General features: G+C 58.9%; 22 protein-coding genes and 1 tRNA gene. 10 read left to right on the forward strand and 13 right to left on the reverse strand.

Annotated elements, in window-relative coordinates:
- Positions 1-287: 287 nt before the first annotated feature.
- Complete coding sequence (locus MUY35_RS07470) at positions 288-560, reverse strand: hypothetical protein (RefSeq protein WP_248365216.1); 273 nt, start codon at positions 558-560, stop codon at positions 288-290.
- A gap of 31 nt (positions 561-591) precedes the next feature.
- The gene (locus MUY35_RS07475) at positions 592-3,393 is read right to left on the reverse strand and encodes a glutamine-synthetase adenylyltransferase (RefSeq protein ID WP_248365218.1); all 2,802 of its coding nucleotides are present in this window, start codon (positions 3,391-3,393) and stop codon (positions 592-594) included.
- A 135-nt stretch (positions 3,394-3,528) separates the two neighbouring features.
- Here MUY35_RS07475 and MUY35_RS07480 point away from each other — a divergent pair, with 135 nt between their 5' ends.
- From MUY35_RS07480 to ilvN, 7 genes are all read left to right on the forward strand, one after another.
- Positions 3,529-4,002, forward strand: coding sequence for a YbaK/EbsC family protein (locus MUY35_RS07480; RefSeq protein WP_248365220.1), 474 nt, complete (start codon positions 3,529-3,531; stop codon positions 4,000-4,002).
- A gap of 125 nt (positions 4,003-4,127) precedes the next feature.
- On the forward strand, positions 4,128-4,658 hold the full coding sequence (locus tag MUY35_RS07485) for a cytochrome b/b6 domain-containing protein (protein WP_248365222.1): 531 nt from the start codon (positions 4,128-4,130) through the stop codon (positions 4,656-4,658).
- 180 nt (positions 4,659-4,838) lie between these two features.
- Positions 4,839-5,378 (forward strand): DUF2852 domain-containing protein, encoded by a 540-nt coding sequence (locus MUY35_RS07490; RefSeq protein WP_248365224.1) that lies wholly within the window; start codon positions 4,839-4,841, stop codon positions 5,376-5,378.
- Positions 5,379-5,475: 97 nt separating this feature from the next.
- The gene (locus tag MUY35_RS07495; RefSeq protein WP_248365226.1) at positions 5,476-5,964 is read left to right on the forward strand and encodes an RDD family protein; all 489 of its coding nucleotides are present in this window, start codon (positions 5,476-5,478) and stop codon (positions 5,962-5,964) included.
- Between the two features lie 90 nt (positions 5,965-6,054).
- The gene (locus MUY35_RS07500; RefSeq protein ID WP_248365229.1) at positions 6,055-6,906 is read left to right on the forward strand and encodes an arginyltransferase; all 852 of its coding nucleotides are present in this window, start codon (positions 6,055-6,057) and stop codon (positions 6,904-6,906) included.
- 386 nt (positions 6,907-7,292) lie between these two features.
- Complete coding sequence (locus MUY35_RS07505) at positions 7,293-9,047, forward strand: acetolactate synthase 3 large subunit (protein WP_248365232.1); 1,755 nt, start codon at positions 7,293-7,295, stop codon at positions 9,045-9,047.
- Positions 9,048-9,060: 13 nt separating this feature from the next.
- Positions 9,061-9,627 carry an acetolactate synthase small subunit gene (gene ilvN / locus MUY35_RS07510; RefSeq protein WP_248365236.1) on the forward strand — a complete coding sequence of 189 codons (567 nt, stop codon included), beginning with the start codon at positions 9,061-9,063 and terminating at the stop codon, positions 9,625-9,627.
- 119 nt (positions 9,628-9,746) lie between these two features.
- Here the strand turns inward: ilvN and MUY35_RS07515 are convergent, their stop codons facing one another.
- The 6 genes from MUY35_RS07515 to pdxH form a co-directional block, all read right to left on the reverse strand.
- Complete coding sequence (locus MUY35_RS07515) at positions 9,747-10,034, reverse strand: hypothetical protein (protein WP_248365239.1); 288 nt, start codon at positions 10,032-10,034, stop codon at positions 9,747-9,749.
- A gap of 436 nt (positions 10,035-10,470) precedes the next feature.
- A complete protein-coding gene (locus MUY35_RS07520; protein WP_248365242.1) occupies positions 10,471-14,178 on the reverse strand; it encodes a vitamin B12-dependent ribonucleotide reductase in 3,708 nt (1,235 codons plus the stop codon).
- A gap of 822 nt (positions 14,179-15,000) precedes the next feature.
- Positions 15,001-15,077 (reverse strand) — tRNA-Pro (locus tag MUY35_RS07525).
- 81 nt (positions 15,078-15,158) lie between these two features.
- Positions 15,159-15,614 carry a DUF192 domain-containing protein gene (locus MUY35_RS07530; RefSeq protein ID WP_248365244.1) on the reverse strand — a complete coding sequence of 152 codons (456 nt, stop codon included), beginning with the start codon at positions 15,612-15,614 and terminating at the stop codon, positions 15,159-15,161.
- A 46-nt stretch (positions 15,615-15,660) separates the two neighbouring features.
- Positions 15,661-16,200, reverse strand: a complete 540-nt coding sequence (locus MUY35_RS07535; protein ID WP_248365247.1) for a cold shock domain-containing protein — start codon at positions 16,198-16,200, stop codon at positions 15,661-15,663.
- Positions 16,201-16,312: 112 nt separating this feature from the next.
- Positions 16,313-16,918 carry a pyridoxamine 5'-phosphate oxidase gene (gene pdxH / locus MUY35_RS07540; RefSeq protein WP_248365254.1) on the reverse strand — a complete coding sequence of 202 codons (606 nt, stop codon included), beginning with the start codon at positions 16,916-16,918 and terminating at the stop codon, positions 16,313-16,315.
- Positions 16,919-17,074: 156 nt separating this feature from the next.
- Here pdxH and fabI point away from each other — a divergent pair, with 156 nt between their 5' ends.
- Complete coding sequence (gene fabI, locus MUY35_RS07545; protein WP_248365257.1) at positions 17,075-17,893, forward strand: enoyl-ACP reductase FabI; 819 nt, start codon at positions 17,075-17,077, stop codon at positions 17,891-17,893.
- Positions 17,894-17,905: 12 nt separating this feature from the next.
- Positions 17,906-18,409 (forward strand): xanthine phosphoribosyltransferase, encoded by a 504-nt coding sequence (gpt, locus tag MUY35_RS07550; RefSeq protein ID WP_248365258.1) that lies wholly within the window; start codon positions 17,906-17,908, stop codon positions 18,407-18,409.
- A 154-nt stretch (positions 18,410-18,563) separates the two neighbouring features.
- Here the strand turns inward: gpt and MUY35_RS07555 are convergent, their stop codons facing one another.
- From MUY35_RS07555 to prfA, 3 genes are all read right to left on the reverse strand, one after another.
- On the reverse strand, positions 18,564-19,142 hold the full coding sequence (locus MUY35_RS07555) for a DUF4167 domain-containing protein (RefSeq protein ID WP_248365259.1): 579 nt from the start codon (positions 19,140-19,142) through the stop codon (positions 18,564-18,566).
- Between the two features lie 273 nt (positions 19,143-19,415).
- Positions 19,416-20,267: a peptide chain release factor N(5)-glutamine methyltransferase gene (gene prmC, locus MUY35_RS07560; protein ID WP_248365261.1), complete on the reverse strand. Its 852-nt coding sequence runs from the start codon at positions 20,265-20,267 to the stop codon at positions 19,416-19,418.
- On the reverse strand, positions 20,264-21,319 hold the full coding sequence (gene prfA / locus MUY35_RS07565) for a peptide chain release factor 1 (RefSeq protein WP_248365263.1): 1,056 nt from the start codon (positions 21,317-21,319) through the stop codon (positions 20,264-20,266). The genes prmC and prfA overlap by 4 nt, the downstream gene beginning before the upstream one ends.
- 61 nt (positions 21,320-21,380) lie before the next feature.
- Between prfA and MUY35_RS07570 the strand changes: the two genes are divergently transcribed.
- Complete coding sequence (locus tag MUY35_RS07570) at positions 21,381-21,686, forward strand: hypothetical protein (RefSeq protein ID WP_248365264.1); 306 nt, start codon at positions 21,381-21,383, stop codon at positions 21,684-21,686.
- On the opposite strand, the gene MUY35_RS07575 is transcribed toward MUY35_RS07570, so the two are convergent.
- Positions 21,687-22,136 carry a DUF1499 domain-containing protein gene (locus MUY35_RS07575; protein ID WP_248365278.1) on the reverse strand — a complete coding sequence of 150 codons (450 nt, stop codon included), beginning with the start codon at positions 22,134-22,136 and terminating at the stop codon, positions 21,687-21,689.
- Positions 22,137-22,329: 193 nt separating this feature from the next.
- Positions 22,330-23,292, reverse strand: a complete 963-nt coding sequence (gene speB / locus MUY35_RS07580) for an agmatinase (RefSeq protein WP_248365281.1) — start codon at positions 23,290-23,292, stop codon at positions 22,330-22,332.
- Between the last annotated feature and the right edge of the window lie 19 nt (positions 23,293-23,311).

Here is a 23,311-nt window from a genome sequence, read left to right on the forward strand (position 1 = left end):
CCATTTCGCATGGGGATGAAGCAAGGCAAAGCCGGTCCCGGCGCAGCGATTCCAGCGTTTAACGTGTAGCCCTTGATCCTATGCACCAACCCCCCGGATCGCATTCAGGGAGCCTTCGCATTCGAGCGCTTGACAACTTCGTTGGCGCGTTCGACCGCCTCCCACCCAGCAAAATATTTCTCCGCTCGACGACCGTTCTTGGGCCGTGCAGCGAACGGTTGCTAAGTCCCGATTCCGGTCTGTGGTTGTAACCTAGCGCAGGCTGCTCCGCCTCACTCACGCACGGTTCACCCCAATCGACCTTTCCGCCCGCCGCGCCGCTTGGGCGTCGCGGCCTCCTCCAACGCCGACTTCATCACAGCGGTCATCGGGTGTTCCGGCGCCTGCGCACCGTAATGGGCCAACAACGCTGTAATGCGGTCTGCTTGCGCTATCTCGTGGTCATCAAACAGCGCCCAATCCAGAAAAATGGACCGGCATTCTTCAATTCTGATCCCTTCGATCCGATAGCTTTCAAAGATCAGACCACGCGGGTCGATGGCTTTGATGAGGTCAGTCATGACGCCTCCCTGGTATCCGGCGGGGCCGGGTTTAACCCGGTGGCGACGCCAGCACCTCGTCTATGGCTTGGGCAGCGGCCCGTGCCTTGTTCTCTAAATCCTTAACCAGCGCCGTCTCACTTTCGGCACCGGTTTCGCGCAATAACAAGTCCTGCCCGCCCTTCCCCAGCGCGTCAAGGTCCAATGGTCCATCCGACAACAGCTTTGAGGCCGCTTGCAGTCGCCACATCAGATCATGACTTTCCGCCATGGCCCGCCCCTGCGCGTCAGAAAACCAACCCGAAGCGACACCTTGGGCGATCTGAGATGCAGGATCACGCGCGGTGTCATGCGACAGCAGCGCGGCGGCTTGGGCGACCAGCTCGACGTCTTGCAAATGCCCCACCCCCAGTTTCGCATCCAACGCACCGCCGCCAGTTTTCGCCTCGGCAATTCGGTGGCGCATGTCGATGACGTCCGCCACGACCTTCGCCGGATCACGGTCGAATGCCATCACTTCGGCGCGCGCGGCCTCGTAAGCCTTGGCCACGCTGTCCGGGCCGGTGATCACGCGGGCACGGGTCAGGGCCAGATGTTCCCATGTCCACGCCTCGTCCTTCTGATAGGCGCGGAAGCTGTCGATTGAGGTGGCAACCGGACCCTGCCGACCCGACGGGCGCAGGCGCATGTCGACCTCGTAAAGCCGCCCTTCAGCCATTGGGGCGGACAGCGCAGTCAGGAAGGCTTGTGTCAGGCGGGCATAATATGTGCGGGTCGCCAAGGGTCGACGGCCATCAGACATGTCCTCGCCCTTTGGGTCATAGATCATGATCAGATCAAGGTCCGAGGTTGCGGTCAGGCTGCGCGCACCCAGTGACCCCATGCCGATGATTGCGGCCCCTGCCCCCGGTGGGTCGCCATGCTTGACGGCAAAGTTTTCGACCACGACAGGCCAAATCGCGCGGATCACCGCGTCGGCAAGATCGGTATATTGGGTTCCTGCTTCGCGCGCCGGGATCAGGCCGCGCAGCAAATGCACGCCGATGCGAAAATGCCATTCTTTCATCCAGCGCCGGGTGCCATCCAGTCGCGCTTCGTAATCCGTCAAACTTTCCAGTCGGGCGACGAGTTGCGCGTGCAACGCGTCCAGCCCCGGCCAGTCCTCGAAAAACCCGCCGCCGATCACCGCGTCCAGAACCTGCGCGTTATGCCCCAAATACGCCGCGAGCGCGGGGGCTGTCGCGGCAATATCAACGATCAGGTCGACAAGCGTCGGGTTCGCTTCAAAGAGCGAGAATAACTGAACCCCCGACGGCAGGCGCGACAGAAAGCCATCGAACTGGATCAGCGCATCATGCGGGCGGGGTGCATCCGCCAGTCGGGCCAGCAGGTCAGGCTTTAGTCGGTTGAAAATCTCGACCGCGCGGGCGGACCGCAGGCAGGGATAGGTTTTCCAGCGGCGCACGATCTCGGCTTCTGTTTCACTTAGTTCGCGGGTGTCGGCAGCGGAGCCGTCCGGCGCAAAGAATTCTTCGGTGACCGCGTGCACTTCGGACAAGGCGTCATGGATGCGGGATTTCAGAGCATCCGTGTCCCCTTCCCCCATCATCCGCGCCAGCCGGTCAAAACCTGTGTTCGTGGACGGCAACTCGTGCGTCTGCGCGTCGCGCATCATCTGGACGCGATGTTCGACCGCGCGGTGGAAGCGATAATGACCGGTCAGGATCTGGGCGACATCGGCGGGCACCCAGCCCTTGGAAGCCAGCCCCGCCAGCCCCTCCACCGTGCCGCGCATTCTCAGCCCTTCGTCCCGGCCCCCGGCGATAATCTGACGCGTCTGGGTGAAAAATTCGATCTCGCGAATGCCGCCGCGACCCAGCTTCATATCGTGGCCCGGCAAGGTGATATCGCCGTGCAGCCCTTTGTGTTCGCGAATCCGCAAGCGCATATCATGAGCATCCTGAATGGCGGCGAAATCCAGATGTTTGCGCCAGATGAACGGTCTAAGCCGGGTCAGATAGGCCTCCCCCGCCGCAAGGTCACCGCCACAGGGGCGCGCTTTGATATGGGCGGCGCGTTCCCACGTGCGGCCAAGGCTTTCGTAATACCGTTCAGCCGCCGACATCGAGACACAGACCGGTGTCACAGCCGGATCGGGGCGCAAGCGCAAGTCCGTGCGGAACACGTAGCCATCGGCTGTCAATTCGGACAGCATCGCGCTCATCTTCCGGGTCGCGCGGACGTGGCTGGCGCGGGCGTCGTGAAAATCGGCGCCTTCGAACCTGCTGTCGTCAAACAGCATGATCAGGTCGATATCCGAGCTATAATTCAGCTCATGCGCGCCCATCTTGCCCATCGCCAGCGCGGCCAGACCGCCGGTGGTCTCAATGTCGTCTTCCGTCATGCCGGGCAGCTTGCCGCGCCGGATTTCATGCCCCACCTGAAATTGCATTGCGGTGTTGGTTGCCCGGTCGGCCAGATCCGTCAGGTCACCGGTGACCTGTTCCAGCGCATAGACCCCTGCCAGATCGGCAAGACCCGCCAGCAAAGCGACACGCTGCTTGGCAATGCGCAGTGTTGCACGCAGCGCGCTGTCGCTATCTGCGTCGGGCGAGATTGCGGCCAAAGTGGCGGCAATCGCATCCTCGGGCGCACCGGCCAACGCTGTGCGCAACCAGTCCGCCTGCTTTTCCATCAGCCCTTTCAGATAAGGCGCGCAGCCTGCCGTCCCGGCCAGCACCTCGCGCAGTTCAGGCGACAGATCCGCGAACAGCGCTTCAATCTCGGCCGCGGGTTCGGCCTCAAAGGGAATAGGACAACGGGTGATGCGGGTGGCAAAGGGCTTATGGCTCATGGCCGCAAATTGCCCCTCTGGCAGGGGCGGGTCAACTGGCGACTGCATCCCGTGGCAATTGGGATCGGCGTGGCTTGCGCACGGCGGCGGTTTAGATAACGTGGCCTCAACGCGAATATGGAAAAGGACCGCGATGTGTCGAAAAGCCTGAAACGCGTGCAGTCCGCCCTGATCGCCCTTGGGATCGACACCCAGATTCACGAGATGGCCGCGGGCACACGCACCGCCGCAGACGCGGCCCGCGCCATTGGGTGCGAGATTGACCAGATCGCCAAGTCGATCATCTTTCGCGGCAAACGCAGCGGGCATGTAGTCCTGTTTCTAACTGCTGGTGGCAATCAGGTTGATGCGCAGAAGGCGTCGACATTGGCGGGCGAGCCATTGGGCAAGGCGGACGCGAAACTGATCCGCGCGGAAACCGGCTTTGCCATCGGGGGCGTGTCGCCTGTGGGGCTGACCCGTCCGGTGCGCGCGTTCTATGACCCCCACCTGTTGACCTTCGACACCGTCTGGGCGGCAGCGGGCACGCCGCGCCACGTGTTTGGTGCTCCTCCGGCCGAGTTAATCAAAGCAAGCGCGGCGCACAGCGCAGACTTCGTGGCCGTTTGACGCATCGCGGCGGAAATCTGCACTTGCGTTCGCGACATTCGCCCCATAGCTTGCACTTGCAAGGTTTTCTTACCAATCTTGCAAGTGCAACTATTATGCCGTGACTCGCATAGACAGGAGGTCTCATGACCCGTTATCACCCCGCCCTAGTTGCCCTTCACTGGATCCTTGCCGCAATGGTCATTGGCGCTTTGATCATGGGTGGGCAAGTGCTGGCCGCCTTGCCCAATGACAGCCCTGACAAAATGTTCAGCCTGCGCGCGCACATGACCGTTGGTCTGGTTATTGGTGTCTTGATGCTGGCACGTTTGGTCACGCGGCTGAAAACCCAACACCCCCCGAAAGCGGACACAGGCAATGCCTTGTTGAACATGGGCGGGCGCGCCGCGCATTGGGCGCTTTATACGCTTGTCTTGCTGATGGTGGCGAGCGGCGTCGGCATTTCCCTGACCGCAGGCCTGCCTGACATCGTGTTTGGCGGATCGGGTGCGCCGCTGCCCGAAACCTTCGACGATCTGGCCCCGCGCGTGGCGCATGGGATTATCTCAAAGCTGCTTGCATTGACTATTTTGGCACATATCGCGGGCTGGCTGTATCATCAGTTTGCCCTGAAAGATGGTCTGATCAGCCGTATGTGGTTCGGGAATCGACACTAACCCGCCCATCACAGCCAACAAAAGGCCGCCTTTCGGGGCGGCTTTTTTTGTTCAATGGCAAGGGTTTATGAAATTAATGTAAAAAACTTTCACATTAACACTTGATGCGAGGGCAGAAATACCCACATCTTAATCATGTGAAAGACATTCACATTAAACACCAACCAACGGAGACCTACCATGAACACCGCCGCACAAACCGACTTCCCCGCCGCACCGCGCGGCTGGTTTTCGCGAAGCGAGGCATGGCTGGACGAGCGCGGCAAAGGCGCTTGGATCGCGGCCATGGTCATCGGCTTCATCTTCTTCTGGCCCGTTGGGCTGGCCCTTCTTGCCTATATGATCTGGAGCAAACGCATGTTCTCGAAATCTTGCAGCCGCCGCCGTTCGACCGAAACAACCGCATGGAAAGACGCACGTTACGCTCGTCGCCATGGGTTCTCGACCTCGGGCAACACCGCATTTGACGCCTATAAGGCCGAAACACTGCGCCGTTTGATGAGCGAACAGGAAGCATTTGAAGCCTTCTTGGAACGCCTGCGCGCCGCCAAGGACAAGTCCGAGTTCGACCAGTTTATGGACGAACGCGTCAGCGCCGCACAGACGGCTCGTGATCAGGCCTATGATGACGACTACGCCGCAGATGACATGGGCGATGATGTAGACGACATTGAAGTGCTGGACGAACCGGCCCGCGACAAGAAGAAGAAAAAGTCGTAAACCTATCGCTGACACCTTCATAGGTGTCAGCCCCCGCCCGGCCCAAACAAATGGGCCGGGCCTTTTGCCTGACACCACAAGAACACAGGACCGATGCATGTCTGATTTCCCACACGCGTTCCAAGGCGACACCCAGGGCCGCAGCCCCTATTGGGGCTTGCCCGATCCCGAAACGCAGGCCGAGTTTTACCAGGACGTGGTATTCAAACGGCTGCTGGCCTGGTTGATTGACGTGGTTCTGATCTTCGCCCTTTGCGTTCTGGTCAGCCTTCTGACCTTTGGCATCGGGTTCTTCTTATGGGGCCTGATCTATCTAGCTGTCAGCTTCGTCTATCGCGTCACCACACTGACCAGCCAATCCGCAACCCTAGGCATGCGCCTGGCCGCAATTGAGCTGCGCAACCACCGCGGCGAACGCTTCGACCGATCAACCGCCGCCCTTCACACGTTGGGCTATTTCGTGTCGATGTCGACATTTGTGCTGCAAGTGATCTCGATCGTGATGATGTTCACTACACCGCGCGGGCAAGGTCTGGTGGATATGGTGCTAGGCACCGCCGCCGTGAACCGCGCCGCTGGTCGCTAGACGCGTACATTTACCTTGCGGCTGTCAGGGACTTGCCCGATCTGGTCGTCCGCGCTAACTTTCCAGTACCAGTACAGTTTCGAAAGCGTCATGCGCCATACATTACCGCTTGCACCACAGTTTTACGTTACCGCGCCGCAGGAGTGTCCCTACCTGGATGGCCGGATGGAGCGGAAGTTGTTCACCGCCCTGCAGGGCGAACATGCCGACACCCTGAATGATACCCTGTCAAAGCAAGGCTTTCGCCGATCACAGAACGTGTTGTATCGCCCGTCCTGTGCGGATTGCTCGGCTTGCCTGTCGGCCCGCATCCGTGTGGCTGACTTCCAGCCAACCAAGGGCCAGCGCCGCGCCATGAAGCGCAACGATGATCTGGAACGCCGTGCACGTGCCCCATGGGCCAGCGAAGATCAGTATGACCTTTTCCGCCGCTATCTTGACACCCGCCACGCCGACGGCGGCATGGCCGATATGGATGTGTTTGAATTCGCCGCAATGATTGAGGAAACGCCGATCAAAAGCCGCGTCATCGAATATTCTGAACGTGGCGCGGGGCAAGAGCCGGGCGACGAGCCCATCGGCCCTTTGCGCGCGGTCTGCCTGACAGACGTGTTGGATGACGGGTTGTCGATGGTCTATTCCTTCTATGATCCGGACCGCAACAAGACCTCGCTTGGCACGCATATGATATTGGACCACATCCAGATCGCCCGCGAAGCAGGGCTTGATTATGTCTATCTGGGCTATTGGGTGCCGGGCAGTCCGAAGATGGATTACAAGTCCAAATTCTCAGCCCTTGAAATCTATCGCAAGGGCGAATGGACACCGCTGCGGGGGGACGAGGATTATTCTTCCGAACTGCACCCCCTCTCGACCGATCCGATTGCTGAACAGGTGGCCGGGATCACATTGCCCGATACTGTGCGCTCCGACAGCAGCTAAGGCTGCGCCGTCACCCGTTATAGGTATCAAGGGCGGTCTTCGGCATTTGGCCCCGGAGATGCAAAAACCGGTCGTAGATTTGCGATAATTACGCCAAGCCATCATCAAACAGTCCAAAAATTACAAAATATTCGCACCTGCGACACTTTATTCGCCCATTTCGCGGTTGACGCCCCCTCGCCCCGCTCATAATGTCGCGCCCACGTAAGCAGGAAGCCCCACGCTTTACACGGGTGGGCAAGACAAAGGAAATGTTGCAATGGGCAGCGTCCTCGTACTTGTAAGAAAATGGCGCATGGGCCGGTAACGGAACCATATTGGATCCCCATGCGCCCCCGAAAATCGGGGGCTTTTTTGTGAATAACGCACGTGGAACGGAGAGAGTGATGACACGTCAGATGACCGGAGCGAAAATGGTGGTGCAGGCCCTGAAGGATCAGGGTGTCGACACAGTCTTTGGCTATCCGGGGGGTGCTGTCCTACCGATCTACGATGAGATTTTTCAACAAAATGACATTCGCCACATTCTGGTGCGTCATGAACAAGGGGCTGTGCACGCCGCCGAAGGTTACGCCCGCTCTACCGGCAAGCCCGGCGTTGTGCTGGTGACTTCTGGCCCCGGTGCAACCAACGCGGTGACCGGTCTGACCGATGCGCTACTGGATTCGATCCCGATCGTCGTGCTGACCGGACAGGTGCCGACCTTCATGATCGGCACGGACGGGTTTCAGGAAGCCGACACGGTGGGCATCACGCGCCCCTGCACCAAACACAATTGGCTCGTGAAAGAGACTGACAAATTGTCGGATGTGATCCATCAGGCCTTTCACGTCTCGACCGCGGGTCGTCCGGGGCCGACGCTGGTCGACATCCCGAAAGACGTGCAATTCGCGACGGGTCAATACACCCCGCCTGCGAAAGCTGACACCAGCCACTACACCCCCCAAGTGCGTGGCGACACAGATGCGATTACCGAACTGGTGGCCGCAATGGAAACCGCCAAGCGCCCGATCTTCTACACCGGGGGTGGCGTGATCAACTCCGGCCCCGAAGCCTGCCAGTTGTTGCGCGAGCTTGTGGATGCCACTGGCTTCCCAATCACCTCGACCCTCATGGGTTTGGGCGCCTACCCGGCCACGAGTGAACATTGGCTGGGTATGTTGGGGATGCACGGGCTTTATGAAGCCAATATGGCGATGCATGACTGCGATTTGATGATCTGCGTCGGCGCGCGGTTTGACGACCGGATCACCGGACGGATGGATGCATTCAGCCCCGGTTCGAAAAAGGCGCATATCGATATTGATCCCAGTTCGATCAACAAGGTCATCCATGTTGAGATCCCGATCATCGGCGACGTTGGCCATGTGCTTGAAGACATGCTGAAAATCTGGAAAGCACGCGGACGCAAGACCAACGCCGATGCGCTGACCAACTGGACCGCCACAATTCAGGATTGGAGGGCGCGCGACTGCCTGTCCTATCAAGGCAACGACAAAGTAATCCAGCCGCAATATGCGATGGAACGTCTTGAGGCGCTGACCAAGGACAAGGACCGTTATGTTGCCACCGAAGTGGGTCAGCACCAGATGTGGGCCGCACAGTTCTTGGGCTTCAACGACCCCAACCGCTGGCTGACCTCTGGGGGTCTGGGCACGATGGGGTATGGCCTGCCCGCCTCGCTTGGCGCGCAGATCGCGCATCCCGATGCGCTGGTGATCAACGTGGCGGGCGACGCAAGCTGGCTGATGAACATGCAGGAAATGGGCACCGCCGTTCAATTCCGCGCGCCTATCAAGCAGTTCATCCTGAATAACGAACGCTTGGGCATGGTGCGCCAATGGCAAGAGTTGTTGCACGGTGAACGCTATTCGCAAAGCTGGTCGGAAAGCCTGCCTGATTTCGTCAAACTGGCCGAGGCCTTTGGCTGTAAGGGTCGGCAAGTCTCCGACCCCGCCGAACTGGATGACGCCATTCAGGAAATGCTGGATTATGACGGCCCGTTCATTCTGGACGTGCTGGTGGAAAAACACGCCAACTGCTTCCCGATGATCCCATCGGGCGAGCCGCATAACAAAATGCTCCTGGGTGAAGCCGAGACGCAAGGCGTCATCGGTTCCTCAGGCGCGACGCTGGTTTAAGGAGGGTCTGGAAATGTCTGCACTCAAGATCAAAAAAGGCTCGTCACGCAAATCGGCCTATGACCTGCGCGACCCCAATTCGGATGTAATCGAGCGTCATACGCTGGCGATCATCGTCGACAACGAAGCTGGTGTGCTGGCCCGTGTAATCGGCCTTTTCGCGGGTCGTGGCTATAACATCGAAAGCCTGACCGTGGCCGAGGTCGACCATCTGGGCCATCTGTCGCGGATCACCATCGTCACCACCGGAACGCCCGCCGTCATCGAACAGATCAAGGCGCAGCTTGGCCGCATCGTGCCAGTGCATGACGTGCACGACCTGACGGTCGAAGGCCCGGCGGTAGAACGCGAACTGGCGTTGTTCAAAGTGGAGGGTGCTGGCGACAAGCGGGTCGAAGCCCTGCGCCTTGCCGACATTTTCCGTGCCAACGTGGTCGACTCGACGCTTGACAGCTTCGTCTTCGAAATCACTGGAACGACAGAGAAAATTTCAGCGTTCGCTGAACTCATGCGTCCGCTTGGCCTGATCGAGGTGGCACGAACCGGCGTTGCAGCCCTGTCACGCGGCGCGAAGGGCTGAAAACCCTTAACCTACCGTATATGCGCCCGTCATGATCACATGGCGGGCGTGTTCTATTGCCGTAAAAGGATGAATAACGTTAGTCGTTGCCCGGCCGACCCTGCGGCCCAGCGACCGCGTCAGGCCACAACCCGCAGCACCGATCGTGTGGATGGTGGATCATACTTTGCCAGAACCTTGGCCGGGTCTGTTCCGCACATCACGACCGACACAGCTTCGATCCGGCGCACCGTACGAAATCCGTTGGTCTCGTCGTACTCGAACCAGATTTGCGATCCGCGCTTCAGATCGTCCACACCTTCCGGCTTGCTGACGTCAGGACCGATGTAAGCCAGCGGCCCCTGATCTTCGCACCAGATCAAGCCAACGCTCTTTTCGGCGTTGTACCATAGGATTATTCCCAACATCTACGTCTCCACTTCTAGTAGATGTTTTACCACCTGGATGCGGCAAAAACAGGGCAAATTTCCGCCTATACGGAGAAAGCCGCCAAACCCGATATAATTTTTGAGCGCCATGCGATTTAATTTCGCGTTTTCGCGTCTATTGGTGCCGCTGGGTAAACTCAGCCATACCAAGCCAGAGAATCAGCCGCCTGTTCGCGCGACGCAAAACGCCTGTCAGAGACAGCGCCCCAAAAAAGAATGGGGCACCCAAGGGCGCCCCAGTTTCGCTGATAAGGCTCGTGATTGTTACTGCCCGCTTTGTTGTTGCCTGCGGCCCTATCCGCGTCAGGGGGCGAGCGCACCCGCCCCGTGTCTGTTTGGGCTGGCGGTAAATCCGCCCTGCCCTGTTTTTCACCGGTCGCACCCCTTGGAGTACGGGCGCAACCGGCGCAACGTCTTAGCTACAGCCCGTGGTCGACCCACAAGTGTTGCACTTCATACAGGTCCCGTTGCGCACCAAGGTGTAGTTGCCGCATTCGCCGCAAGGATCGCCCTCATAGCCTTGCATCTTGGCTTTGGTGCGCGCGTCGATCTTGTTGATCGTCCCGGCCGAAATCGCCGTCTCGCTGACCAGTGTTTCGGTCACGGTCGTTTTTACGCCCGTCGTTTCCGGCACCAGCGTATTCAGCACGCCGACCGGATCGGTCCCGGACAACACCGTGGCACCCATATTGGCCCCGCCCTGAAGCACCATCAGCTCTTGCGGCATACGTTTGCGCAGATACCCGGTCGAGCTGATTTGCTTCAACACTTCCAAGGACTTGGTGGCGGCGGTTTCCGTCATTTCCTGAACGTTGGCGACGCCTTCTTCCTGACCACGGCCCAGATCGTCGAAGGCCGCGCCTTCTGGCTTCACATGCGCCAGATCGGTGCGGTCCAGATAGGACACGGCCAGTTCGCGGAAGATATAATCAAGGATCGAGGTCGCGTTCTTGATTGAATCGTTGCCCTGCACCATCCCAGCCGGTTCAAACTTGGTGAAGGTGAAGGCGTCGACGAATTCCTCCAACGGCACGCCGTATTGCAGGCCGACCGACACGGCGATGGCGAAGTTGTTCATCATCGCGCGGAAGCCGGCCCCTTCCTTGTGCATGTCGATGAAGATCTCGCCCAGATTGCCGTCCTCGTATTCGCCGGTGCGCAGGTAAACCTTGTGCCCGCCAACGATGGCTTTCTGGGTGTAGCCCTTGCGACGTTCGGGCAGCTTTTCACGGCCGCGCGCAACCTCCTTGATCACGATTTTCTCAATGATCTTCTCGGCCAGTGTCACGGCTTTGTCGTGGGTCGAACCCGATGCGAGGATCTCTTCGGCCTCTTCGTCATCTTCGACGAGCGCGGCAGCCAGCGGCTGGCTGAGTTTCGAGCCATCGCGATAGAGCGCGTTCGCCTTGATCCCCAACGACCAGCTCAGCGCATACGCCTTCTGGCAGTCTTCAATCGTCGCGTCATTTGCCATGTTGATGGTCTTCGAAATCGCGCCGGAAATGAAGCTCTGCGCCGCCGCCATCATATAGATATGGCTGTCAACATTCAGGAAACGCTTGCCTTTTTTGCCGCACGGGTTGGCGCAATCGAACACGCTGTAATGCTCTTCCTTCAGGTGTGGCGCGCCTTCCAACGTCATCGTGCCGCACACATGGTCGTTGGCCGCGTCGATGTCCTTGCGGGTAAAACCAAGGTGGCTGAGCAGACTGAAATCGGGGTTGTTCAGCTTCTCGGTCGGGATGCCCAGCACGTTGGTGCAGAACTCTTCGCCCAGCGTCCACTGGTTGAACACGAAACGGATGTCGAAGGCGGACGGCAGTGCGGCTTCGATCTTGTCGATCTCGTTTTGGCCGAAGCCGTGCCCGATCAGGGTCGTGTGGTTGATCCCCGGCGCGTTGCCGATGGTGCCGTGCCCCACGGCGTAGCTGATGATCTCTTCAATCTCGGACGAGGCATAGCCAAGCTTTTCAAGCGCTGCGGGAACCGAGCGGTTGATGATCTTGAAATAACCGCCACCCGCCAATTTCTTGAACTTCACCAATGCGAAGTCAGGCTCGATCCCTGTGGTGTCACAATCCATCACCAGACCAATGGTGCCGGTCGGCGCAATCACAGACACTTGCGCGTTGCGGTAGCCGTGCTTTTCACCCAGCGCCAGCGCTTCGTCCCAAGCACCCATGGCCAGATCGACAAGCTTGGCATCGGGGCAGTTTTTCTGGTCCAGCGGCAAAGGCTTGATCGCCAGGTCCTCATAGCCGTCTTTCGCGCCGTAAGCGGCGGTGCGGTGGTTGCGGATGACGCGCAGCATGTGGTCCTTGTTGCGCTCGAACCCTTCAAACGCGCCCAACTCGCTCGCCATTTCGGCAGAGGTCGCATAGGACACGCCCGACAGGATCGCGGTCAGCGCCCCACACATCGCGCGGCCCTCGGGCGAGTCGTAACCAAAGCCCATGTTCATCAGCAGACCGCCGATATTGGCATAGCCCAGACCCAACGTGCGGAAGACATAGCTGCGCTCAGCGATCTCTTTCGACGGGAACTGCGCCATCATCACCGAGATTTCCAGCGTGATCGTCCACAGGCGGGTCGCGTGCATGTAGTCTTCGGCCTGGAACACGCCGTCCTTCAGGAAGGTCAGCAGGTTCATCGAGGCGAGGTTACAGGCGGTGTCGTCCAGAAACATATATTCCGAGCACGGGTTCGAGCCGCGGATCGCGCCATCTTCCGGGCATGTGTGCCACGCATTGACCGTGTCGTGATACTGGATGCCGGGATCAGCACAGGCCCATGCCGCGTGACCGATCTGGTCCCACAGATCGCGCGCCTTGATGGTCTTGGCGACCGAGCCATCGGTGCGGCGGATCAGTTCCCAGTCGGCGTCGGCCTCAACAGCTTTCAGATAAGCGTCGGTGACGCGCACCGAGTTGTTCGAGTTCTGGCCCGATACAGTTGCGTAGGCTTCGCTGTCCCAGTCGGTGTCATAGGTCGGGAACTCGATCGAGCCATAACCCTGCTTGGCGTAATCCAGCACGCGCTTAACGTAAACTTCTGGAATAGCGACCTTTTTCGCAGCCCGAATGACGTCTTTCAGGGTCTCGTTCACCTTGGGATCATAGGCGTCTTCCTCGGCCCCGTCCCACGACCCGATGGCTGCAAAGATGTGGTTCAGATGCTCTTCGTGCATCTTCGAACCCGCTACCAGCGAGGCCACTTTCTGCTCTTCCTTGACCTTCCAGTTGATGTATTCCTCGATGTCCGGGTGGTCGCTGTCCACGATCACCATCTTGGCCGCACGGCGCGTGGTGCCGCCCGACTTGATCGCGCCAGCAGCACGGTCACCGATTTTCAAAAAGCCCATCAGGCCCGAGGATTTGCCGCCGCCCGACAGAGGTTCGTTGGCCGCGCGCAGGGATGAAAAGTTGGTGCCCGTGCCCGAGCCGTATTTGAACAGGCGGGCTTCGCGCACCCACAGGTCCATGATACCGCCGTCGCCCACCAGATCGTCACCGATTGACTGGATGAAGCAGGCGTGCGGCTGCGGATGCTCATAGCTGGACTTGGATTTGGTCAGCTTGCGGGTCTTGTGATCGACGTAATAGTGGCCTTGTGCTGGGCCATCGATGCCGTAAGCCCAATGCAGGCCGGTGTTGAACCACTGGGGCGAGTTCGGGGCCGCGCGCTGGCTGGCCAGCATATGGCGCATTTCGTCGAAATACGCTTTGGCGTCAGCCTCGGTGGTGAAGTAGCCACCCTTCCAACCCCAATAGGTCCATGCCCCTGCCAAACGGTCAAACACCTGCTTGGCCGAGGTCTCGCCGCCGAAGCGGTCTTCTTTGGGAAGGTCTGCCAGCGCCTTGTCGTCGGGAACCGAGCGCCACAGGAATTCAGGAACACCCTTTTCTTTCACGCGCTTCAGGGCAGCAGGCACACCGGCTTTGCGGAAATATTTCTGCGCGATCACGTCCGAGGCGACTTGGCTCCAGGCAGACGGGACTTCGCAATCGTCCAGTTTGAACACAATCGTGCCGTCCGGGTTGCGGATTTCCGAAGATGTTGTGATGAAATCCAGCTCGGAATAAGCGTCTGCCCCGGCTTTGGTAAATTTGCGTTCAATTTTCATGGTGCCCCGTCGGTCCTTCGTTACGCTGCGGTGGGGTGCGTCTTGGCGCACATCCACCCCTCTAAAATTGGCGCTGATCACGAAGAAGCGAAACAAGGCAAACGTTTCCCGGCCCGAAGAACAGTATTAGCCGCTCCGGATGAGGTCGACCCGTCAGGTCGTGTCATATGTGTTTCACTGTCCCGCTATAACCTGCCGCCACTATATGTTGTGGCTTGATGACCAGCGCCCACAACTTGGCGTAGGGACCCCTAGCAGGTCAACAAAAACTTCTGGCCTATCCACAACTCTTTTGCGTTGACCTGAAATGGTGATTGAGCCAGCGGGACGTTAACAAACTGATTCCTGCCAACCGGCCCTCTGAGGACGCTTTCATATTTCCTTAAGTAATCGGCGGACTTACGCCGAAAAGAAAAAGCATCACCTCAATTCGCAACCGCAGGGCAAGAATTGCCAGTCAACGCGGGCGCGTGTTGCAACAACGTAAACAGCCGAAATTCGCCATAAAAACCGCATGGAGGGCAATCTGCCTGAAAAACAAGGGGCTGAAACGCCAAGTGTGACATTCCGGTGCCACCGTGGCGGCAGATTTTGTCGATCAGCGGTGTTCGAAAAAGAATCAGGTCGCGATTTGTGCCGGGTGCGTCTGTCAGACCAAAACTTAACGCACCGATCCCGATTGTGCGCCAGCCCCTCTCCCAAACCATCACCTGCAACGCCCGCGCCAACGCGATGTCGTGGTTTACGACCACAAGATATTGTGGCCGACCGCGTGAGCGGGCAGACTGGCGATCATCGCCAAAATCAAGGTTTGAGAAGAAATGGTCGGGACGGCAAGATTCGAACTTGCGACCTACGGTACCCAAAACCGTCGCGCTACCAGGCTGCGCTACGCCCCGAACGCCCTCTCCTTAACCGTGGTTATGGGTGATGAAAAGAGCAAATTGACCGCGCGCGCAATCTAGGTGCCGCAGGCAAGCTTAGTCCTGCGCCGCACAGGGCCATGCCGCAATGGTCTGATCCAAAGACGGATGACGCAGAACGCTGCCCTGCGTGATGCCAAAACGCGCGGCGATGCCGCCATTCACTTCCAACACCGCAAGGATGTCGGACCCGCCGGGGATCGGTGTTAGGTCCAGCGGGACAGCATTTGGGTGGATGCGGGCCACTGTCCCGTCAGCGTTCAGGAACAGCATGTCCAAAGCGATCAGCGTGTTCTTCATCCAAAAGCTGACCTCTTGCGGCTGTTCGAAAAGGAATAACATCCCGTGGGTGCTGGGCATGTTTTCACGGTCCATCAGACCCCGCGCCCGTTCGCGCGGATCATCCGCAAGCTCGACAGTAAAGCGGGCCTGACCCCAATCGCCGCGCAGGTCGACACGGTCAGGCGCGCAATCGCCAGCCCACGCCATGCCGGACAGCAAAAGAGCGCCCATGGTGGACGCCCCTAATTTTGCCACGATACCCATCGCGCCAGCCACCTTAGTCTTCGACGTCGACGGCTGTGTCCCATGACGACACACTGACCGCCATGCAGCCACGTTTGCCGGCTGCAGATCGCAGGCCAATCGCCTCGCCCGGCTGCAAATCAGCCAGACCCGAGCGGCGCAGAACCTCGACATGGATGAACACATCTTCCGAGCGCCCGAATACATTCGCAAAACCAAACCCCTTGGCCTTGTCAAACCACTTGACGCGCGCGGGCTCAAGCGGGCCGACACTGTCGGGATCCACGAGACCTTCGGAAAATTCTTCAAGCTGGTGTTCGCCGTTCCCCTCAGGTGGCTCAATCGACAACACGCTCACAGCCTGACGGCCACGTTCGGTCGATTGCACGGTAATCTCAATCAACGATCCATCAGCAACCGAGCTTTGGCCAAAATTGCGCAGCACGTTGGCATGAAGCAGAATATCTGCCCCACCTTCGTCTGCAATCACGAACCCAAACCCCTTACTTGGATCGAACCACTTGACTTGGCCACGCAGCACGATTGGATCATGCACGTCAGTATCTTGCGCCATTGTCATCCTCAAAATTTCGCATCCCCAATCCACTATTGCGGAGTTTGAATTGTGGGTGCAAGCCCTAAACACATACAATACTGCTTATGTATCACCGGTTTACCCCTTTAATTTAAGGGTTCAAACGAGTGACTGACCAAGAGTCACTTTTTTTCGATCGGGTCCACCTGAACCGGTCATGCAGGCGAAAAGCACCGTCAGCCCAGAACTCGATTTCAGTTGGATGGATGCGGTAGCCGCCCCAAAACGGCGGTCGGGTCGGGTTTGTGCCATGTGTGGCGGTCACTTTTGCCACCTCTGCCAACAGTGTCGCGCGCGACGCTAGCGGCTGGCTCTGGTGCGACGCCCAGGCCCCGAGTCTGCTTTTTAACGACCTTGATGCGTAGTAAGCGTCTGCCTGCGGCCCCTCTTCGCGTTCAATGGCGCCGCGCACGCGAATTTGTCGGCGCAGGCTTTTCCAATGCATGACAAAGGCGGCTTTACCCGCGTGGTCCAACTCCTGCGCCTTGGCAGAGCCGTAATTTGTGTAAAAAACGAACGCATCATCTTCGATGTCTTTCAAAAGCACCATACGGGCGTTCGGCAGGCCATCGGCATCGACCGTGGACAGCGCGATGGCGTCGGGGTCATTGGGCTCGCTCGTCTCAGCCTCGGCCAGCCAATTGCGCGCTATAACGAAGGGGTCGTCACCGGCAAATATCCCGCCACGTTCCATCATCGAGGCCTCCTTTTCGTTGCATTCCAATCCTATGGCGTGCGCGGTTCCGTGCCAACTCTGTTACAGTTCCATTGCAGAACCCGGTGCACAGACTTGAAGATGCACGACCGATCGCATAAACGGGCATATCGCAGTATCTCGGGACGGGGAACCAGAATGTCGACCGAATTAATGAAGGGCAAACGCGGCCTGATTATGGGGCTTGCCAATGACAAGTCTATCGCTTGGGGGATCGCGAAAGCCTGTGCCGACGCTGGTGCCGAGCTTGCATTTTCCTATCAGGGTGAGGCGCTGAAAAAGCGGGTTGATCCGCTGGCCGCACAACTTGGCTCGGATGTTGTCGTGGAATGTGATGTGGCGGATCAGGCATCGATCGACACGCTGTTTGCGACTCTTGAACAGAAATGGGGCAAGTTGGACTTCGTCGTCCATGCTATTGGTTTTTCTGATAAAAACGAACTTCGCGGCCGCTATGTCGACACCAGCCCAGAGAATTTCCGCGTGACCATGGATATCTCGGTCTACAGCTTTACCGCCGTGGCGCGCCGGGCCGCCGCGATGATGCCGGATGGGGGAGCGCTTCTGACGCTGACCTATTACGGTGCCGAACAGGTTATGCCGCATTACAACGTCATGGGCGTCGCTAAGGCCGCACTTGAGGCATCGGTCCGTTATATGGCCGAAGATCTGGGCAAAGACGGTATTCGCGTCAATTCGATCTCGGCGGGGCCAATCAAGACGCTGGCGGCGTCTGGGATTGGTGATTTCCGCTACATTCTGAAATGGAACGAACTGAATTCGCCGCTGCGCCGCAATGTGACCATTCAGGACGTTGGCAACTCGGCCCTGTATCTGTTGTCTGACCTCGGGTCTGGCGTGACGGGTGAAACCCACCATGTCGACAGCGGCTATCACGTCGTCGGAATGAAGGCGGTTGACGCCCCAGATATCGACGTGGCCACTGGTCGCAAATAAGGAGCACCTGAAATGAGCGACCGCCTGCCCCACGAAAAAGGCTTTCACATCAGCTGGGATCAAATTCACCGCGACAGCCGGGCGCTTGCCTGGCGTCTGGACGGCCAAGGCCCCGATGATGGTGGCTGGCGCGCCGTGGTCGCGATCACCCGCGGCGGCATGGCGCCTGCGATGATTGTCGCGCGCGAGCTGGACATCCGCACCGTCGACACGGTGTCGGTGAAATCCTATCACCACCAGTCGCAGGGCGAAGCCGAAGTGCTGAAAGCCCCAGATGCAGAGATGATGGGCGACGGCGAGGGCATCCTGATTGTCGACGATCTGGTCGACAGTGGCAGAACGCTGGAACTGGTGCGCAAGATGTATCCCAAGGCGCATTTCGCCACCGTTTACGCCAAGCCCAAAGGGCGTCCGATGGTGAATACCTTCATCACAGAGGTCAGCCAAGACACCTGGATCTTCTTTCCATGGGACATGGCGCTGCAGTATGTCGAACCCTATCGCGGCACCGATTAAGCCCACCCACTCGGACCACGCAAAGAACGCCCCGCCCAGTTGCGGGGCTTTTCTTTTGGCGGGCCATTGGTGCGCATTAGCCATAGACGCAAGATAGAAAAAGCCCGGCTCTTTCCTCAAGAACCGGGCCGAAATTCTCATTCAGGTCGCGTTGTTATTCAGCGGCCTCGGGTGCGTCGGGCGCACTGCGATCTGCGGACGGATCGTCGACCTGTTCAGCGGCTGGCGCGTCAGCCTTCGCCGGTTTGCGAGGCTTGCGTGCCCGCGCGGGCGCTTTCTTGGGCTTGCTTTCAGGTGTTTCGACCAAACCGCTTTCCGAACTGTCGGAAACCACGTCCGGCTGGGGCGCGATGTCGGGCTGGTCGCCGTCACCCGGGACGTCATGGGATTGTTTGCGTTCGGCGCGCGCCTCACGTTCTTCTTTTTCGCGCTGCTGACGTTCGCGATTTTGCTGTTCGGACTGTTGGCGACGGGCGTCCATCTCGCGCTGCGCCTCGCCCAGAAGGCGGACATAATGTTCTGCGTGTTGCTGGAAATTCTCGCCCGCAACCCGGTCGTTCGACAGAAACGCGTCACGCGCCAGTTGGGTGTATTTGTCGATAATCTGCTGCGGTGTGCCACGCACTTTCCCCTCGGGGCCCGAGCTGTCATAGACGCGGTTAATGATATTTCCCGGATTGTTCCGGTTTCGGTTCGACTTATTATTACGCGAACGTGATTTCGGCGATCTCATAAGCTTGTTTTTCCAGCTTTGGTTTCAAGCGCGCGGTACAATGGCCGCGCTGTGTTTTCGAACAAGGCAGCAATCTGCGCCATATCGTTCGAATTGTAGGGCTTACCAGCAGCGGCTGTCGCAAGGACTGCAACACTGCTAAAACCTGATTGTCACGCGGACCATCGAAACACAAGACTTATCTGGAAAAAACCACCCGAAACGGCGAAATTTGCCGGATTCTGGCAGGTTTGTGTGGCGTATCCCCGCCAATCCAAGGTATTAGTCGCTGTCTTAAGGCTGATCACCGACCCACTGGCCAACGACAACACGATCATGCCCAGACAGGTCTTTCAGAACCCGGATCGCGGTAAAATCTGCCGCCTCAAACAGGTTTTTGACGGCTGGTGCTTGGCCGGCGCCGATCTCGACCATCAAGTGCCCTCGGGGCACAAGATGGCGCGGCGCGGTCGAGGTGATCGCGCGATATGCCGCCAGCCCATCCCCGCCCGGTGTCAGCGCCAGACGCGGCTCCCACGACGCCACTTCTGGTACGAGCGTGGTCATTTCCTCAGCCGAAATATAGGGCGGGTTTGAGACGATTAGATCAAACTGTGCGCCTTTCTTGACCGCGTCGAACCACGATCCTTCGGTAAGCCGCGCCCGATCCGCGACGCCTAAGCTTCGCGCGTTGCGCTTGGCGACCACCAAAGCGGCAGCGGACACATCCACCCCCTGCCCGTCTGCCAGTTGATTTTCTGCCAGCAATGTCAGAAGGATACAGCCCGATCCTGTACCAAGGTCCAAAACCGTTTCAAAGGGTGTTTCCAGCGCGGTGTCCACCAAAAGTTCGGTGTCAGGGCGCGGGTCCAGCACGTCGCGTGTCACGATAAAATCGCGCCCATAGAACGCCCGCGTGCCGGTGATCTGGGCGACGGGCTGGCGGGCGGCGCGCGCCTCAATGACGCGGCCAAACGCGGCGGCGGCATGATCCTCAACCTCGTCGGGCAGAACCAGCGTCAGGCGACTGCGATCAATGCCCAGCACATGGGCCAGCAAAACCCGTGCGTCGCGGGCGGGATCGTCCACGCCCGCCGCACGCAAGGTCTGCGTGGCCGCCACCAATAGGTCCGACCCGGTGGTCATCCGTTCATTTCGGCCAGCTGGGCGGCCTGATCTTCGGCGATCAGGGCCTCGATCACCTCGTCCAGATCTCCTGCGATAATCTGATCCAGCTTATAAAGCGTCAGGTTGATCCGGTGGTCCGTCATCCGGCCTTGCGGGAAATTATAGGTGCGAATGCGCTCGGACCGGTCCCCTGACCCGACCTGCGCCTTTCTGTTGGCGGCGCGCGCGTCGTCGGCGCGCTGGCGTTCCAGATCAAACAGCCGGGTTTTCAGAACCTGCATCGCGATATCACGGTTGCGGTGCTGGCTTTTTTCCGAGCTGGTGACCATGATGCCGGTCGGCAAGTGGGTTATCCGCACCGCGCTGTCGGTGGTGTTCACGTGCTGGCCGCCCGACCCAGACGCGCGCATCGTGTCGATCCGCAAGTCATTGGGATCAATATGAATATCCACATCCTCGGCCTCAGGCAGCACCGCGACGGTCGCCGCCGAGGTATGAATACGCCCACCGCTTTCGGTTTCAGGCACACGCTGCACGCGGTGCACGCCGCTTTCGTATTTCAAACGCGCGAACACGCCTTCGCCCTTCACATGGGCCACGACCTCTTTGACGCCGCCCAATTCGGTCAGACTTTGCTCCATAATCTCGAACTTCCAGCCACGCGCCTCAGCATAGCGCTGATACATCCGCAGAAGGTCGGCGGCGAACAGTGACGCTTCGTCCCCGCCTGTGCCGGGGCGGATTTCGATCATCGCAGGGCGTGCGTCCGCAGCGTCCTTGGGCAACAGGACAAGGCGCATGGCCTGTTCAACATCAGGCAGGCGCTCTTTCAGGATGGGCAGCTCTTCTTCGGCCAATTCGCGCATGTCGGGGTCGTCCATCATCGCTTCGGCGTCCGCGATGGCGTCAAGAAGCTGGCGATAGGCGGCGATTTCTTCGACCACCGGTTTCAGTTCGGAATACTCACGCCCGACCTGGGCGATTTCGTCGCCAGACAGGCCTTGAGCCATGCGCGCTTCCAGAAACTCGAACCGTTCCGTGATCGCTGAGAGTTTTTCCATAGGAACCATCTTCGCGGTGTCCCCCATCCCAAAGGTTTGGTCAAGAGGCGCAGATGTGCTAAACTAAGCCATGTTCAGGATTTTGCCCCTTGTGATCGTTGCGGGCGGATGGCTCGCGTCCCCGGTTCTGGCCGATGTTGCCGCGCCGGGTGGCAAAGTCATTGACTGTTATTGCACAGACAAATCAGGCAGCCGGATCGAGTTGGGCGAGAGTATTTGCCTGTTCGTCGATGGTCGCGCCTTCATGGCACGCTGCGAGATGAGCTTGAATGTCCCGATGTGGCGCGAAACAGGCAAAAGCTGCGTATCCGCACAAGTGCGGAGCGAAGCAGATTTTCCCGCCAGCGCTGTCCCGGACGTGTTGACGCCGCTATAATCAGAATTCATCTTCCATGTCGTCATCAAGATGTCTGAGCGTGTCGAGCCACGCCTCAACACGCTGTTCGTTCGCGCCCATATCATATTTTCCATAGACCAAATGGGCATGAATATGCAGCAAACCATCTGCCACCCAGGCCACGGTAATATCGGGAAATCCTAGTCGGCGTGATCGGGTCACAACGGCGAACAAGTCGTCTTCCTGATACCTTATCCGACTGCGCGGCGATTCCGATGCGATCCATGCCAGATGGTCCAACGCGCCTTCCGGCAGGATGCGCAGCGGGATCACGTATTTCACGCCGCCCGGTAATTTGTGGGTGCCGGGTTCTTGTGGTCCGGAACGCATCGAAAAGCGATCGGCCGGCAAAGGGGAAAGACGCACCCAGCCAAGTCCTAAAACCGCCAAAAATAATACACCCAGAATTGCAGCAACAAGATAATTCACACACGCCCCCTGACCCTCCGCCCCCGCGGATTGGGATCAATCAACTGTTGGTAGCGATAGAGGAGCGGCGCAAGCCCTGCAAGCCCAATCCTGCAAGGCGATTGCGGCGTGCGCCTGTGGTCAGCCGGTCTTGCAAACCGGGTGTTCTTCGCAGGTCAAATCCAATCAGGCGCTGCATCCTGCGTCAACAACATTAACCTCGCCGCGTAAAGGCCCACAGATTAATAATTTCCATCGCAACATGAGCGCCCGCGATCGCAGTGGCCCCGGAGGCGTCGAACGGCGGTGAAACCTCAACAACGTCGCCACCGACAAGATTGATACCCGCTAAGTCGCGCAGGATGATCGCAACTTGTGCCGAGGTCAGGCCACCCCAAACCGGCGTGCCGGTGCCCGGTGCAAAGGCCGGATCAAGCCCGTCGATATCGAAGGTCAGATAGGTCTTGTGATCGCCAAGGATCGACTTGATCTTTTTGACCACCGCATCCGGTCCAGTTTCATGCACCTCGCGCGCATCAATGATGTTCACACCCAACGTGTCCGCATTATGGGTGCGGATGCCGACTTGAACGGACCGCGCCGGGTCAATCAGCCCCTCTTTCACGGCCTTATAAAACATCGTCCCGTGATCCACGCGCGTCATGTCGTCATCGGGCCATGTGTCGGTGTGGGCGTCAAATTGCAAAAGGCTGAGGGGTCCGTGCTTTTTCACATGCGCACGCAGGATCGGGAAGGTGATGTAGTGATCGCCGCCAAGCGCCAAACACGCGGCCCCCTGATCCAGAATGCCGGTGACATGTGCTTCAAGCGCCGCCGGGAACTGGTCGACATGTGCGTAGTCAAAGGCCAGATCGCCATAATCGGCAATGGCAAATTCGCTCATCACATCGAAATCCCAACCATAGGCCTGATCGGGTGCTTGCAGGCTGGACGCCTCGCGGATGGCGCGCGGGCCAAGGCGGGTGCCGGGCCGGTTGGTGACGGCTTGGTCAAACGGAATGCCGGTGACAGCAATATCGACGCCGGTCAGATCCTTGGTATAGGTGCGGCGCAAAAAGGACGGCACCCCGCCAAAGGTGTTTTCAAACGCCAGCCCTTTGAAGCCGTCCCGTGTTATCGCACTGTCCACCTGCGTTTTTGCATCTTCCAAAGCCATGATCGCCTCCTCTGTTTCA

The organism is Aliiroseovarius sp. S1339, assembly GCF_023195695.1.
GTDB lineage: Bacteria > Pseudomonadota > Alphaproteobacteria > Rhodobacterales > Rhodobacteraceae > Aliiroseovarius.

What these genes read in the sequence shown, in the direction of transcription:
- MUY35_RS07470 (WP_248365216.1), bottom strand. Translation starts at nt 560, where the DNA reads ATGACTGACCTCATCAAAGCCATCGACCCGCGTGGTCTGATCTTTGAA.
- MUY35_RS07475 (WP_248365218.1), bottom strand. Translation starts at nt 3,393, where the DNA reads ATGAGCCATAAGCCCTTTGCCACCCGCATCACCCGTTGTCCTATTCCC.
- MUY35_RS07485 (WP_248365222.1), top strand. Translation starts at nt 4,128, where the DNA reads ATGACCCGTTATCACCCCGCCCTAGTTGCCCTTCACTGGATCCTTGCC.
- MUY35_RS07490 (WP_248365224.1), top strand. Translation starts at nt 4,839, where the DNA reads ATGAACACCGCCGCACAAACCGACTTCCCCGCCGCACCGCGCGGCTGG.
- MUY35_RS07495 (WP_248365226.1), top strand. Translation starts at nt 5,476, where the DNA reads ATGTCTGATTTCCCACACGCGTTCCAAGGCGACACCCAGGGCCGCAGC.
- MUY35_RS07500 (WP_248365229.1), top strand. Translation starts at nt 6,055, where the DNA reads ATGCGCCATACATTACCGCTTGCACCACAGTTTTACGTTACCGCGCCG.
- MUY35_RS07505 (WP_248365232.1), top strand. Translation starts at nt 7,293, where the DNA reads ATGACACGTCAGATGACCGGAGCGAAAATGGTGGTGCAGGCCCTGAAG.
- ilvN (WP_248365236.1), top strand. Translation starts at nt 9,061, where the DNA reads ATGTCTGCACTCAAGATCAAAAAAGGCTCGTCACGCAAATCGGCCTAT.
- MUY35_RS07515 (WP_248365239.1), bottom strand. Translation starts at nt 10,034, where the DNA reads ATGTTGGGAATAATCCTATGGTACAACGCCGAAAAGAGCGTTGGCTTG.
- MUY35_RS07520 (WP_248365242.1), bottom strand. Translation starts at nt 14,178, where the DNA reads ATGAAAATTGAACGCAAATTTACCAAAGCCGGGGCAGACGCTTATTCC.
- MUY35_RS07530 (WP_248365244.1), bottom strand. Translation starts at nt 15,614, where the DNA reads ATGGGCGCTCTTTTGCTGTCCGGCATGGCGTGGGCTGGCGATTGCGCG.
- MUY35_RS07535 (WP_248365247.1), bottom strand. Translation starts at nt 16,200, where the DNA reads ATGGCGCAAGATACTGACGTGCATGATCCAATCGTGCTGCGTGGCCAA.
- pdxH (WP_248365254.1), bottom strand. Translation starts at nt 16,918, where the DNA reads ATGATGGAACGTGGCGGGATATTTGCCGGTGACGACCCCTTCGTTATA.
- fabI (WP_248365257.1), top strand. Translation starts at nt 17,075, where the DNA reads ATGTCGACCGAATTAATGAAGGGCAAACGCGGCCTGATTATGGGGCTT.
- gpt (WP_248365258.1), top strand. Translation starts at nt 17,906, where the DNA reads ATGAGCGACCGCCTGCCCCACGAAAAAGGCTTTCACATCAGCTGGGAT.
- MUY35_RS07555 (WP_248365259.1), bottom strand. Translation starts at nt 19,142, where the DNA reads ATGAGATCGCCGAAATCACGTTCGCGTAATAATAAGTCGAACCGAAAC.
- prmC (WP_248365261.1), bottom strand. Translation starts at nt 20,267, where the DNA reads ATGACCACCGGGTCGGACCTATTGGTGGCGGCCACGCAGACCTTGCGT.
- prfA (WP_248365263.1), bottom strand. Translation starts at nt 21,319, where the DNA reads ATGGTTCCTATGGAAAAACTCTCAGCGATCACGGAACGGTTCGAGTTT.
- MUY35_RS07570 (WP_248365264.1), top strand. Translation starts at nt 21,381, where the DNA reads ATGTTCAGGATTTTGCCCCTTGTGATCGTTGCGGGCGGATGGCTCGCG.
- speB (WP_248365281.1), bottom strand. Translation starts at nt 23,292, where the DNA reads ATGGCTTTGGAAGATGCAAAAACGCAGGTGGACAGTGCGATAACACGG.